The following is a 13100-nucleotide window of genomic DNA, read 5'->3' on the forward strand; positions in this document are numbered from 1 at the left end:
AGAAGTGGAGTGTGACAGAAACGTGGAAAAAATGAGTCAGGTTATTTTGTTATTTTTTATTTATTCCTTTATCGGCTGGTTATGGGAAACAGTGTATTGTTCATTAAAAGCCAAAAAATTTGTTTATCGAGGATTTTTGGTAGGGCCTTATTGTCCTATTTATGGATTTGGGGTCTTAAGCGTTCTCTATTTTGTGGAACCCTTTGAGAACAATCTCTTGGTATTGTATGTCGGATCGGCTGTTTTAGTGACGATTTTAGAATATGTCACTAGTTATGGCTTGGAAAAACTGTTCCATGCCTCTTGGTGGGATTATCATGATGTACCTTTTAATTTAAACGGTCGCGTGGCTTTACCGGTTTCTCTTTTTTGGGGATTGGGGTGTGTCTTGATTGTCAAAGTTATTCAACCAGAAATCGCCAAAGTTGTCAGCTTTTTACAAGCAACCTTTGGCAACTACTTAGCACTTTGCATAGTGATTGTAATGGGGCTTGACTTAATTTATACGTTGCTGAACATGCAAGGTTTCAAAAAACTTATTACCGAGATGGGCCAAACGCTGGAAACGAACCAACAAGAATTTAAGCAACGGTTGAACACAAAAATGGAAATCGCTACAGCTGATTGGCAGAAGTTAAAAGAACGAACCAAAAAAGAGCATTTCCAAAATCGGTTAAATTTCCAACAACGTCGTTTTATTAACAATTACCCAAAACTAACTTTAAAAAACATTAAAAATTCCAAAGAAGTTCGGCATCTCTTAGAAGATTTGAAGAAAAAGGGCCAATAATTAACAAAAAATATTACAAAATATTTCAATCAATGGTCTAATGGGATGAAAAAAAGAAAAATCGTCAAAAGCTAGTTTTTAAGCCGTCTTAAGAAATTCTTAAAGAATTGAGATAGAAATGGACTAATGAATAAACGCAGGATAAAAAAAGAGTTGCATTTAAATTGTAATAAATTGTAACATGATTGAAATAAAACAAGCCCTCCTGACTAGTATAATGAGTAGGTGTTTTAGATAAGTTAGGAAAGGTGTTGGATTTAGTGAAGGTTAAAAAGTTGATACCATTTTTAACAACAATGATGCTTATCAATTTTGGACTTCCAGTCGCTGCGGCAGCAGAATCACTTGATTCGTTGCAAGAAAAAGAAGCGCAAGCGAAACAATCTGGGGAGTTAATTAGTAAAGAAATCAATTCAGCCTTAGACGATGTAAATGCTAAATATGCGGAAATCGAACGTTTAAAAACGCAAATTTCAAAAGCGGAAGATACGTTGAAAACTTCGAAAGAGGAAATAGAAAAAACAGAAAAAAATATTTCTCGTCGTAAAGAAGCTGTTGGCGATCGTATGAAGGATATTCAATTAAATGGCGACCAACGTACTTGGCAAGCCTTATTAGATGCAGAAAATTTATCAGATTTCTTTAATCGGGCCTACGCCATGACCGTTTTACAAAACTTTGAACGGGAAAAGATTGAAAGCTTAACTAGCGAAAAAGAAAAGTTAGCTGCATTACAAGAAAAAGTTGAAAATACGCAAACAACTTTAAAACAAAATGAAGAGAAATTACAAGTTGAAGCTTCTTCAATGAATAATAAAGTCTCTGAGTTAAAAGAAAAAATGGCGAATAATGAAGAATTATTGGCTCAAATTTCGACAGACAAACAGAAAGAGCAACAACGCTTAGTCAGCGAAAAAGCAGCAGCTGAGGCACAGAAAAAACGTGCGGCAGAAACTGCCAAAGCAGAAGCAGCGAAGAAACAAGCAGCTGCCGACAAACAAGCGCAAGCAGATGCGGCGGCTAAACTAGAAGCCGAAGCTGCTGAAGAGTCAAGCAGTCAAGCATCAAGCTCTTCTACAAGTACGGAAAGCAGTAGCACTGAATCTTCAAGTTCAGCTAGTTCATCCGAATCGTCATCAACGCCAGAATCATCGACAGGCGAATCATCAACACCAGGAACTGGCTCTGGTCGTGTGCTTCAGATGGAATCAACTGCTTATTCTTGGCGCGAAGCTGGTGCAAGTAATCTAAGTGCTACTGGTATTGACTTAAGTAAAGAAAGCAATGTAGTTGCAGTCGATCCAAGTGTAATTCCTCTAGGTTCATTAGTGAAAGTCTCTGGTTATGGCTTTGCTATTGCTGGAGATACAGGTGGCGCTATTCAAGGAAATATTATTGATGTTCATTTTGATTCAGTAGACCAATGCCGTCTTTGGGGACGACGTCAGGTTACAGTAGAAATTCAATAATAAATTTGTTATACTAAAGACAAGATAAAAGGAATTGGCTAAGTCAGTAATGATAGTAGCCAGTTCTTTTTTAGTTAAATGTAAAGGAGAATTACAATGATTCGCTCGGCAACAAAAGAAGACGGTCAAGCGATTGCTCGGCTGGTCCTAGTTATTTTAAAAGATATGGAGTTACCAATTTTAGAAGAAGTCTCAGAAGAACAAATGATTGACCTGTTAGCAGAGGCAACGGCGTATCCAACCTATCGCTATGGCTATCAACGAATTTTAGTTTATGAACATGCAGGTGAAGTTGCAGGGATTGCTGTCGGCTATCCTGCGGAAGATGAAAAGATTATTGATGAACCTTTAAGAGAAGTCTTTAAAAAACATGGCTTAGCAGAAGATGTTCGGCTATTTATTGAAGAAGAAACCTTGCCTAATGAATGGTATTTAGACACGATCTCTGTGGATGAACGTTTCCGTGGAATGGGAATTGGTTCTAAGTTATTAGATGCTTTACCTGAAGTAGCCAAAGCTAGCGGGAAGCAAGCCTTGGGTCTAAATGTTGATTTTGACAATCCCGGGGCGAGAAAGTTATACGCAAGCAAAGGCTTTAAAGATGTCACAACAATGACTATTAGTGGTCACTTATACAATCATATGCAAAAAGAAGTGTAAAAATAACGAAGCTAAAGTCAATCACTTTAGCTTCGTTATTTTTCATTAATCCGTTAAAGGATCAAAATCTAATCCAAAATCATCGGAAGTTTTTTGTTTTTTCTTATTATACAACCAGTAGTCAAGGACAGCTGCTATGCAGATGCACAACGGTGCGTCCTCATCATTGGCAACAGTTAAAACAAAATAGTCGCCTGTACAAAGCATGGTTTTATCCATTGACATAATTTTTTTATGGACTTGATAAATTGAATATTGATGCGCTTTGATATCACCAACAACTGCCCAGTGAAGGCCTTGAACATAATAGAAATCAGCATTCAAATTGAACAGTTTTCGTAGAGTACCCACTTTTTCAAAACGCTGATATAACTCAAATCGTGTACCAAAAGTCCAAGAAACTTGTTTAATACTGGCTAAAATTTCTCCGTTCATTGCATATAAAGAAAGCGCATCTCCTCGTGTGCCCCAGCGCCCCACCAATAGAAAAAGTGAACGGCCTGCTTGGTCTTTCACGATGGTTCGCGTAACTTTTCCTAACTGTTGTTCTTGAATAAAAAATTCAGACACGACACGATCTCCTTTCTATATATAAATGAGTGCTGTAACTGGTAGTGCTTATTACAAATCTTCTCTTATTGCACGCAGGATGGCTTCGCCAACACCATTTTCTAAATTAGTGGCTGTTTCATATTTAGCGTATTCTTTTAATTCCAGTTCGGCATTGCCCATTGCAAAACTTACCCCAGCCCATTGAATCATGCTGACGTCATTTAAATTATCACCAATAGTCATGACTTGTTCAGCGGGAATCCCACGTTCTTTAGCGACGCGCGCAACCGCAATCCCTTTTTGTGCTAGGCGGTGGTTAATTTCAATATTATTAAGCGCAGAAGAGGTGACAACCAAATCATCTAGTTCTTCTACTTCCATCCCAGCAGGACCTAATACTTTCGGCCCATCCATACTGAAGCCAATAATTTTAAGGACTTCAATCGAATCATCTTTTAAAATGTCGTCTAAACGATCAACATAGGTAATATGCAATAAAGATAGGTGTGCTGAAGCCATGGCAATCGCCACTTTATAAGTTAAATGGGGCATGGATTCTGCAATATGAGCGGCAAAGTTTTCAATTCTTTTTTCTTGATGTTCAGAAAAAATACCTTTATTTGTAGAGATTTCATAGTAAACATTGTGTTGACTCAAAATAGTTAGTACTTCTGTTACTGTTTCTTTTTCGATCCCAGCCGTGAAAAGTGAGTGTCCATCTTTGTCGAATACTTGGGCGCCGTTTAAAGTAATCATGGCGCAGTCAATTCCGGCTTCTTCTAACGCGGGTTTCGCTTCGGTATATGCGCGGCCAGTAGCAACCATAAATTCGATTCCTAAACGTTCCGCTTCGCGAATTGCTGAAGCGTTATCATTTGTGATGCTCATTTTTGCATCTAAAAGTGTTCCATCCATATCTGAAGCAATTAATTTAATCATCGATTCTCTACACCTCATTATCTATTTAAAGCTTACCTATAGTTTACCACGTTTTTCCAAGAGAAAGTACCCAGAAATTTCTTGTCAGGTTTGGAGAAATTCGTTATGCTTAGAGAGCGAAGGAGTGAGCATTATGAAAGAAATTATTCACAATAGTTGGCAAACCGTTTTATCTGCTGAATTTGAAAAACCATATTATCAAGAATTGCGGGAATTTTTGAAAAAAGAATATCAGACACAAACGATTTATCCAGATATGTATCATTTATTTTCAGCGTTAGAACTAACCCCTTTTGAAGAAGTAAAAGTAGTGATTTTGGGACAAGACCCATATCATGGACCCAATCAAGCACACGGACTAAGTTTCTCTGTCCAGCCAGGTGTGAAAGTGCCGCCATCTCTTGCGAATATTTACAAAGAATTACAAGCTGATTTAGGGTACCAACCCGTCAACCATGGCTTTTTAGAAAGCTGGGCCAAACAAGGCGTGTTATTATTAAATACTGTGTTGACCGTTCGGGCAGGTCAAGCCTATTCCCATCGAGGTAAAGGGTGGGAGCAACTGACAGATGTCATTATCGAAAAGTTGAATGAGCGTGAAAAACCCGTTGTTTTCATTTTATGGGGACGTCCAGCTCAAGAAAAAATTAAAATGATTGATACGACTCGGCATGTGATTATCAAATCGCCACATCCAAGTCCATTGTCAGCGCATCGTGGTTTTTTTGGCTCACGTCCGTTTTCTCAAGCGAATGCTGCTCTAGAACGTTTAGGGGAAACGCCGATTGATTGGCAACTTCCTGAAACAGTGTAGTGTAACAGTGTATGCTGTTATAGTGTAGAAGAGTTAGTTTGTGAAAAGTTTATCGGATTATTGGTTTTTTTGACTAATACAGCTAGAAAAAACTGTTATTTTCTTTGAGAATAGTGTATGATGGATTTTGTAAATATAAAACTGGAGGGTTTATCGTGGAATTATTCGATAGCTTAAAATTTAAAGTCGTACGCCGTAATATCAAAATTGTTTTCCCTGAAGCAACAGATCCTAGAATCTTAGGTGCTGCTGCCCGCTTAAAATCTGATGAATTAGTAGAACCAATCTTAATTGGTGATCCAACAGATATCGCAAATGCTGCTATGGCTCGTGGAATCAACACATCAAACTTTATTATTATCAACCCCAATGATTATGAAAAATGGGATGAAATGGTCGAAGCATTTGTTGAACGCCGTAATGGAAAAGCTACTAAAGAAGATGCTGAAAAAATCTTAAAAGATGTCAACTATTTCGGTACTATGTTAACTTACATGGGTATTGCTGATGGTATGGTTAGTGGTGCTATCCACTCAACAGGTGATACAGTTCGTCCTGCGTTACAAATTATTAAAACAAAACCAGGTGTGAGCCGTACAAGTGGTGCCTTCTTAATGATTCGTGGTCGTGACCAAGAAAGATATTTATTCTCAGACTGCGCGATTAACGTGAACCCAACTGCACAAGAATTAGCTGAAATTGCTGTTGATAGTGCCAAAACAGCTGAATTATTTGACATTGAACCAAAAGTTTCATTGTTAAGTTTTTCAACAAAAGGTTCTGCAAAAGCACCAGAAGTAACAAAAGTTGCTGAAGCTACAAAAATTGCGCAAGAATTAGCACCTGAATATGCGATTGATGGTGAATTACAATTTGATGCTTCTTATGTATCTTCTGTCGCACAATTAAAAGCGCCCAACTCAAAAGTGGCTGGAGAAGCAACAGTCTTTGTATTCCCAGATTTACAATCAGGAAATATTGGCTACAAAATTGCTCAACGTTTAGGTAACTTTGAAGCAATTGGCCCAATCTTACAAGGATTGAACAAACCAGTTTCTGATTTATCACGTGGTGCAAACGAAGAAGATGTTTATAAATTATCAATCATTACAGCTGCTCAAACATTAATGAACGACTAATTAACTATGTCAAAGCATGATAAATAAGCAAAGTAGAAGTTGAGGTTCCCAGGACACTTGGGCCTCAACTTTATTTTTTTGAAGCTGCCACTAGTCAACTTATTGAATTTTCGGTATACTTTCATACATAGATTCTTGCAGATGGGAGGCAAAAAAATGAACATTGTCCTGAACAATCCATTGGAAACAGAAGCAATTGCTAAAATCATTGGACAAAAGGCACAAGCTGGTGATGTAATTGTCCTGACTGGTGATTTAGGGGCCGGTAAGACGACAATGACGAAAGGGATTGCTTTAGGATTAGGCATTTCCCAAATGATTAAAAGTCCCACCTATACGATTATCCGCGAATATCCACAAGGACGACTTCCGTTATACCATATGGATGTTTACCGTGTTGAAGAGGGTGCGGATGAATTAGGGTTAGATGAGTATTTTGAAGGAGATGGGCTATCCGTTGTAGAATGGGGCAGCTTGATTGAAGAAGAATTGCCAGAAGATTATTTAGAAATTATTTTAAATAAAGATTCTCAAGAAGCTGACAAGAGAGTTCTTGAATTCCGCGGAACTGGCCCGTTGGCAGAAGAAAGAATAGCAGAGATTCTACAAGTGTGGGAGGCTCGCGAATATGACTGAACAAACATTTTCTATTCGAGAAGCAGTGCCTACTGATGCGGATCAATTACTATCTGTGATGTCAAAAATTGGGAGTGAAACGCCCTATTTGGTAATGGATGAGCGAGGAATGGCCATGTCGACAACAGAATTGGCTGAAAATCTAGCAACACTCTATGAATCACCAAATAATGTTTTATTGGTGGCATTAGCGGGAAAAGCGATCATTGGGACCGCTTCTGTGTCTGCTTCTTCTAAAAAGCGGATGGAGCATATTGGTGAAATTGGCATTAGTATTTTAAAAGAGTACTGGGGCTATGGACTGGGCAGTATCCTGATGGAAGAACTTATTCGCTGGGCGCATGAAAGTCATGTTATTCGTCGCTTGGAATTAACGGTACAGGATCGCAATCAACGAGCGATTCACGTCTATAAAAAATTAGGGTTTGAAACAGAAGCAATTATGCCTCGAGGCGCCAAAACAGACCAAGGTGAATTTTTAGATGTTCATTTAATGCGTTTGCTGATTGATTAATTATTGGTTAATAATTTTAATTTCTTAAATAATCGAACGATAATTGCATGAAAAAACAAAATTTTCGCAATTATCGTTTGTTTCATATTTATTTTTCTGATATTTTTGTTATAATTATAGAAGAATTTAACGAAAAAATGAAAATTTATTTTGGGAAGGAATGTAAGAAATGGCGAAGGCGACGAAAATGAATGTTAACTATCGAGAGTCGATTTTGGATCGTGCGTATCGTTTAGAGCTAATAAAAAAAGATGAGTATGCAAAACATCAAGAAAAATTATCATTATTAAATGAAAAATTGTCTGACGGGGAACCAGCTCAATTTGATGCAAAAGAAGAAACGTTTTGGAAAAAAATTTCGCAAAAAGTTATTTTATAAAAGTAATACATACGAATAAGAGCGTACACATAGAAAGAAGCGTAAGCAGTGTCAAACTGCTTACGCTTCTTTTTTAATGAATAGGAATAACTGTTTCACGCTTAATTAATTTGTGAGGAATAACGAGACGGACACCATTCGTCAATTCTTCATGGATTAATTCATATAATTTTTTCATCGCCATTCGACCTAATTCTGACGTGTCGATGTCAATGCTTGTTAGATAAGGATGTGTCAATGTTGAAAAGATTGAGTTGTTAAAACTAATAATGGATAACGTTTCAGGAACTTGATAACCATAGATTTGCGCAAGTTGCATCGTCCGCAAAGCAAAGATATCATCAATCACCACCAACGCCGTGGCATTATTTTGATGAAGAATGTCATCGAAAGCCATGTAATCTTCAGGTTTTTCTAACGCAACGCTTGGTAAAACAGTTAATCCTTGCATCATCATTGCTTTTTGATAACCAAAGTAACGTTCAAAGTACAAACTTTCATGCGTTGTATTGGTCACAAATAAAATATTTTTATGGCCGTTTTCAATTAAAAATTCTGTCGCTTGTTTCCCTAATAATTGATTATCATTATCCACGTAAACTATTTCCGTTTCATGTTGGTAAGGTTGACCGATTAAAGTAAAGGGAATGTTGTTTTCGTATAAGTAATCAATGACGGGGTCCTTACTATCTGAATACACAAGAATAAAACCGTCCACTTGTTTTTGAAGATGCATTCTTTTAACGTTTTCCAATAGTACATCAAAACTTTTGGCAGTTGCAATAGCAGTAGTCATATCGTAAAGACGGGCTTCCTCGTTGATGGCTTCCATAATTTCTAAATAAAATGGATTCCCTAACCGTTCTTTCGAATCTAAAGGAGGTAAAATTACGCCAATGGCACTTGAAATTCGTTTACCCAAATTCCGTGCCGTCATATTTGGCACATAGCCTAAGTCATCCATGACTTTTCGCACTTTCTTTTTTGTCGATTCAGAAATACTTGGATGATCGTTAATGACACGCGAAACGGTTGAAGTTGCAACCCCCGCTTTCTTAGCGACATCTTTTACTGTAATTGCCATTTTTGCCACGCCTTTCTTAGTGATTATAGAAGGTTAAATTGATAAACCGTTTGGTAGGTTTGCTTTTTATTGGCTGGTAATAAAATAGAGCCCCACTGAGGATGATGAACAATGTCTGGATACTCTTGAGGTTCAATTGCTAAGCCATAGTTTGAATGCATCGCTTGTCCATTAATAGAAAAAGGAGCCTCAAAACCAGTCGTAGAAAATAATACCATACTTTGGTTCGTTGTTGCTATCGTCATTTTTCTTCCAGAAGTAGGTTCTTGTAAGCATAATTGTGGCTGTCTTAAGTCAGAGCCAACTAAGGGGAAAACATCATCTAACCCAGTTGGATAGCGTTGGAGGATTGTTTCGATAGGTGTCAGTTCATTAAAACGTATGGATAGTTCAGAAGCTGGTAAAATCCGTCCAGTAGGCAGCTTATTATCGTCTAATTCTAACATACCTTGACAGTTCAAAGATAGCAAATGTGACAGAATGTCTAACTTTCCATTGCCAGATAAATTAAAGTAGGCGTGGTTTGTAGGATTAAAAAGTGTTTCCTGTTTACTCCGTCCAGTACTGATCATTCGTAAATGATTATCCTCTAGCTGGTAGGTGATGGTGGCCTCAATTGGTCCGGGATAGCCAGAAAGGGTGTCGGTTAAATGAAAAGCAACGCCGATGATATCCTTTTTTTCAAAGGGCTCGACTGTCCAATATTGAAAAGACCACCCCTTTGAGCCACCATGGATATGATGACCGTCGCTATTTTGTTCTAATATTCCATTTTGCCAATGGCCATTACGAATACGTCCAGCAACTGGTCCAACAGTGGCGCCAAAAAAGCTTTGATCCTTTAATACATCTTGATACGAATCATACGATAAAAGGATATTTTCCCAATGATTATTTTTGTTTGGCATCAAAAGTTGATGTAGGCGCGCGCCATAATTGAGAAGAACGACTTCTAAAAAGTCGTTCTTCAAAGTAATTTTTTTTAAGTTTGTGTTTGGAATACCGGTTACGGTGATACGATTATCCTTCATGATCAAGCCACACTTTTTTTAAGTAATCAAACGTTAAAGCGCTCGTCTCTGGCACGATGGGCAACCCTTCGCCTAACTCTTCTTTGCGGCCAACGCCAACAGGCTGCGCTCCACTAGCAAGAATCGCTTGAATCCCAGCTTTGGCATCTTCAATGCCAAGACATTCTGCTGGTGTCAAATCAATTTCTTTCGCAGCTAAAATGAAAATATCTGGAGCGGGTTTGCCTGCCTGAACGTCTGCTGGATTAGCAATGGCATCAAAAAGGGGCGTCAATTGCATTTTTTCTAAAAGGAAAGGCCCATTTTTACTTGCAGAAGCCAAGGCGATTTTAATATTGGCTTCACGTAATTCCGTTAATAAAGAAAGAATTCCTGGATAGACATCTTCAGGCGTAATTGCTTGGATCATTTCCAAGTAATAATCGTTTTTCCGTTGCGCTAACTGGGCAAATTCTTCAGAAGAAAACGTGCCTTCTTTTTTTCCGTATTTTAACAGTAACTGCAGAGAATCTTCACGGCTTACACCTTTCAATTGTTCGTTGAAAACACGGTCAATGGAAATTCCAATTTCGTTTCCTAATTTTTTCCAAGCGTGGTAATGAAATTCTGCTGTATCAGTAATAACGCCATCTAAATCAAACAAAACGCCTTTAAACATGAACTTCTTCCTTTCTGATCGGTAAAACTAATCGATCTTTTAATGTGTATTTTTGATCGTAAACAGTTAATGGAATTGCAGGGCCGTCGAGTAAAGTGAAGGCCACTTGGTCTGCTGCAACTTCAACAAATAGTAAACGATTCCGATAATTAATGTGGAATGAGTAGGCTGTCCATGTCGCTGGTAAAAAGGGTGCAAATTTTAGTTGCTGATGGTCCGTTTTCATTTGGGCAAAACCTTGCACAATCGCTAGCCAACTACCAGTCATTGAGGTAATGTGTAAGCCATCTTCTGTATCATTATTGTAATTATCTAAGTCAAGGCGCGCTGTTCGTTGATACATTTCCACTGCTTTTTCTTCCATGCCTAATTCAGCAGCTAACACAGCATGAATGCTTGGTGAAAGGGAAGATTCATGGACAGTCATTGGTTCGTAAAAATTAAAGTTCTGGCGTTTTTCTTCTAAAGAAAAGGCGTCATTGAAGAAATAAATTCCTTGAAGAACATCGGCTTGTTTAATGAAACAAGACCGCAAAATTTTATCCCATGACCAATGTTGATTTAAAGGCAGCTCACTAAGTGGTAAATCAGAAACAGGCATTAAATCTTTATCTAAGAAAGTGTCATGTTGTACAAAAATGCCTAATTCATTATCCACTGGGAAGTACATATTTTCTACAATGTCTGCCCATTTAGCTAATTCGTCGTCTGCAATTTTGAGCGTTGTTTCTTCTTGGAATTTTAAATAAGACTCACGGGTGTAACGTAGAACCCACGCAGCAATTGTATTGGTATACCAGTTATTGTTGATATTATTTTCATATTCATTTGGCCCTGTTACACCATGAATCATATATTGTTTATGACGTTGGGAGAAATGGACCCGATCTGCCCAAAAACGAGCGATTGCCACAAGTACTTCTAGACCAGCATCTTTTAGATAATCTTCGTCTCCTGTATAGTTGACATAATTATAAATCGCATAAGCAATCGCACCATTTCTGTGAATCTCTTCAAAAGTGATTTCCCATTCGTTATGACATTCCACACCAGTAAAAGTAACCATTGGATAAAGGGCACCCTTTAACCCTTGTTGTTGGGCGTTATGAATGGCTTGAGGCAATTGATTGTGGCGATATTTCAGTAGATTTTTAGTAACTTCGGGCTTAGCTAACGCCAAGTAAAGTGGGACAGCATATGCTTCGGTATCCCAGTATGTGGCACCGCCATATTTTTCGCCTGTAAAGCCTTTTGGTCCGATATTTAAACGATCGTCTTCGCCATAGTAGGTTGAGAAAAGTTGGAAAAGATTAAAACGAATGCCTTGTTGGGCTTCGTCATCTCCTTCAATAACAACATCAGCTAATTGCCAACGTTTTGCCCAAGCGGCAGCTTGCCCAGCTTTTGCTTCAGGATACAAGATAGTCATTTCTGCAAATAATTCGTTTACTCGTGTGATTTGTTGCGTTTCTGGCACATCACGACTGGTAACGACAAGCACTTCTTTTGTGATGGCGGTCGTTTCGCCTTCGTTTAAAGACACCGTCAATTCTGCGGTTAAAGCCAAGCGCTGTTGTGTATATGTAGGCACAACAGAGGCTCCATCGATGAAATGGCGCATGCCTGCAGTCACTGTAAAACGCTCTATTTCAAAGTTGTTAGGAATGGTCTTAGTCGTAACAAAGCCAAGTGTTTCTTGTGTTTCAATAGCTATTTCTTCCCAAAAATGTTCTTCATAATTGCTGTCTTCATTTTGAACATCGCTATCCAATTTTGAATGAAGAGTGATTGTGCCTGTACCTTCCAGCATTTCAATTGTTAAGTGGATGTAAGCTGCCTCTTTTTTTTCTAAGCTTAAAAAACGTTCAAAAGAGAAGCGCACTTTGTTCTTCGGTGTTTGGATGGTGAATTGCCGAGAAAGGACCCCATTTTGCATGTCTAATTCTAAAGAAAAATCTTCGTAAGGTGTAGTGGCTAAATCAATTGTTTGTCCATCAATTTGTAAGTCCATTGCGATGAAATTAATTGCGTTAATCACTTTGCCGAAATATTCAGGATAACCATTTTTCCACCAACCGACACGTGTTTTGTCTGGATACCAAACACCTGCTAAATAGGTTCCTTGGTGATGGTCGCCAGAATAGTGTTCTTCAAAATTTCCCCGCATCCCCATATAGCCATTGCCAATGCTCGTTAATGATTCTTGTAAACGTAAATTTTCTTTATCTAAGTGTGTAGTACGGATTTTCCAAGGATCAATTTGGAATAAACGTTTGATTTGTTTCATGAGAATCCCCCTCAGTGATTTTATTGATAGGTCTATCATAAACGCAACCGATTGCATTAGTCAATAGTCAATGCTTAAAAAGTGCAATCTTATGAATAAAAGCTGAAACAAAGGTAGGATGGAAGGAGCTTTATTTGCTTTATTAAAA

At 38.1% G+C, this 13100-nt stretch carries 14 protein-coding genes; 8 read left to right on the forward strand and 6 right to left on the reverse strand.

Annotation, left to right across the window (positions count from 1 at the left end; translation table 11 throughout):
• Positions 1-22 precede the first annotated feature (22 nt).
• The 3 genes from IGJ41_RS03700 to IGJ41_RS03710 all read left to right on the forward strand — a co-directional run bounded on the left by IGJ41_RS03700 (position 23) and on the right by IGJ41_RS03710 (position 2919).
• Positions 23-790, forward strand: coding sequence for a putative ABC transporter permease (locus IGJ41_RS03700; protein WP_002387023.1), 768 nt, complete (start codon positions 23-25; stop codon positions 788-790).
• 248 nt (positions 791-1038) lie between these two features.
• Positions 1039-2259 (forward strand): 3D domain-containing protein, encoded by a 1221-nt coding sequence (locus tag IGJ41_RS03705; protein ID WP_002385067.1) that lies wholly within the window; start codon positions 1039-1041, stop codon positions 2257-2259.
• Positions 2260-2355: 96 nt separating this feature from the next.
• Positions 2356-2919 carry a GNAT family N-acetyltransferase gene (locus IGJ41_RS03710; protein WP_002355832.1) on the forward strand — a complete coding sequence of 188 codons (564 nt, stop codon included), beginning with the start codon at positions 2356-2358 and terminating at the stop codon, positions 2917-2919.
• A gap of 45 nt (positions 2920-2964) precedes the next feature.
• Here IGJ41_RS03710 and IGJ41_RS03715 read toward each other — a convergent pair whose 3' ends face one another.
• Together IGJ41_RS03715 and IGJ41_RS03720 are read right to left on the reverse strand one after the other, a co-directional pair.
• On the reverse strand, positions 2965-3489 hold the full coding sequence (locus tag IGJ41_RS03715; protein WP_002355833.1) for an LURP-one-related/scramblase family protein: 525 nt from the start codon (positions 3487-3489) through the stop codon (positions 2965-2967).
• Positions 3490-3540: 51 nt separating this feature from the next.
• Positions 3541-4410: a Cof-type HAD-IIB family hydrolase gene (locus IGJ41_RS03720; protein WP_002383369.1), complete on the reverse strand. Its 870-nt coding sequence runs from the start codon at positions 4408-4410 to the stop codon at positions 3541-3543.
• Positions 4411-4543: 133 nt separating this feature from the next.
• On the opposite strand from IGJ41_RS03720, the gene IGJ41_RS03725 reads away from it, so the two are divergent.
• The 5 genes from IGJ41_RS03725 (at position 4544) to IGJ41_RS03745 (ending at position 7892) form a co-directional block, all read left to right on the forward strand.
• Entirely contained in the window at positions 4544-5224 is a 681-nt protein-coding gene (locus IGJ41_RS03725; RefSeq protein ID WP_002363309.1) for a uracil-DNA glycosylase, read from the forward strand.
• A 155-nt stretch (positions 5225-5379) separates the two neighbouring features.
• Complete coding sequence (gene pta, locus IGJ41_RS03730; protein WP_002355836.1) at positions 5380-6363, forward strand: phosphate acetyltransferase; 984 nt, start codon at positions 5380-5382, stop codon at positions 6361-6363.
• Positions 6364-6504: 141 nt separating this feature from the next.
• A complete protein-coding gene (gene tsaE / locus IGJ41_RS03735; RefSeq protein ID WP_025189182.1) occupies positions 6505-6999 on the forward strand; it encodes a tRNA (adenosine(37)-N6)-threonylcarbamoyltransferase complex ATPase subunit type 1 TsaE in 495 nt (164 codons plus the stop codon).
• Positions 6992-7513: a GNAT family N-acetyltransferase gene (locus IGJ41_RS03740; protein WP_002383374.1), complete on the forward strand. Its 522-nt coding sequence runs from the start codon at positions 6992-6994 to the stop codon at positions 7511-7513. Before tsaE ends, IGJ41_RS03740 begins: the two co-directional genes overlap by 8 nt.
• Positions 7514-7682: 169 nt before the next feature.
• Complete coding sequence (locus tag IGJ41_RS03745) at positions 7683-7892, forward strand: hypothetical protein (protein WP_002355840.1); 210 nt, start codon at positions 7683-7685, stop codon at positions 7890-7892.
• Positions 7893-7965: 73 nt separating this feature from the next.
• Here the strand turns inward: IGJ41_RS03745 and bopD are convergent, their stop codons facing one another.
• Genes bopD through IGJ41_RS03765 form a run of 4 tightly spaced genes read right to left on the reverse strand, consistent with a single transcriptional unit; the run spans position 7966 to position 12952 of the window.
• Complete coding sequence (bopD, locus tag IGJ41_RS03750; RefSeq protein WP_002358859.1) at positions 7966-8976, reverse strand: LacI family transcriptional regulator BopD; 1011 nt, start codon at positions 8974-8976, stop codon at positions 7966-7968.
• Positions 8977-8999: 23 nt separating this feature from the next.
• Positions 9000-10007: an aldose epimerase family protein gene (locus IGJ41_RS03755; RefSeq protein ID WP_002383376.1), complete on the reverse strand. Its 1008-nt coding sequence runs from the start codon at positions 10005-10007 to the stop codon at positions 9000-9002.
• Positions 9997-10665 carry a beta-phosphoglucomutase gene (gene pgmB / locus IGJ41_RS03760; protein ID WP_002355844.1) on the reverse strand — a complete coding sequence of 223 codons (669 nt, stop codon included), beginning with the start codon at positions 10663-10665 and terminating at the stop codon, positions 9997-9999. The genes IGJ41_RS03755 and pgmB overlap by 11 nt, the downstream gene beginning before the upstream one ends.
• Positions 10658-12952, reverse strand: coding sequence for a glycoside hydrolase family 65 protein (locus tag IGJ41_RS03765; protein ID WP_438713903.1), 2295 nt, complete (start codon positions 12950-12952; stop codon positions 10658-10660). The genes pgmB and IGJ41_RS03765 overlap by 8 nt, the downstream gene beginning before the upstream one ends.
• Positions 12953-13100: the final 148 nt, after the last annotated feature.

Origin of the sequence: Enterococcus sp. DIV1537a (assembly GCF_051712085.1) — a bacterium.
In the GTDB taxonomy this organism is placed as follows: Bacteria; Bacillota; Bacilli; order Lactobacillales; family Enterococcaceae; genus Enterococcus; species Enterococcus faecalis.

Excerpts from the sequence above, each read along its gene's own strand:
- IGJ41_RS03745 (WP_002355840.1), top strand. The coding sequence starts at position 7,683 with ATGGCGAAGGCGACGAAAATGAATGTTAACTATCGAGAGTCGATTTTG.
- IGJ41_RS03740 (WP_002383374.1), top strand. The coding sequence starts at position 6,992 with ATGACTGAACAAACATTTTCTATTCGAGAAGCAGTGCCTACTGATGCG.
- IGJ41_RS03725 (WP_002363309.1), top strand. The coding sequence starts at position 4,544 with ATGAAAGAAATTATTCACAATAGTTGGCAAACCGTTTTATCTGCTGAA.
- IGJ41_RS03720 (WP_002383369.1), bottom strand. The coding sequence starts at position 4,410 with ATGATTAAATTAATTGCTTCAGATATGGATGGAACACTTTTAGATGCA.
- bopD (WP_002358859.1), bottom strand. The coding sequence starts at position 8,976 with ATGGCAATTACAGTAAAAGATGTCGCTAAGAAAGCGGGGGTTGCAACT.
- tsaE (WP_025189182.1), top strand. The coding sequence starts at position 6,505 with ATGGGAGGCAAAAAAATGAACATTGTCCTGAACAATCCATTGGAAACA.
- IGJ41_RS03765 (WP_438713903.1), bottom strand. The coding sequence starts at position 12,952 with ATGAAACAAATCAAACGTTTATTCCAAATTGATCCTTGGAAAATCCGT.
- IGJ41_RS03755 (WP_002383376.1), bottom strand. The coding sequence starts at position 10,007 with ATGAAGGATAATCGTATCACCGTAACCGGTATTCCAAACACAAACTTA.
- pgmB (WP_002355844.1), bottom strand. The coding sequence starts at position 10,665 with ATGTTTAAAGGCGTTTTGTTTGATTTAGATGGCGTTATTACTGATACA.
- IGJ41_RS03710 (WP_002355832.1), top strand. The coding sequence starts at position 2,356 with ATGATTCGCTCGGCAACAAAAGAAGACGGTCAAGCGATTGCTCGGCTG.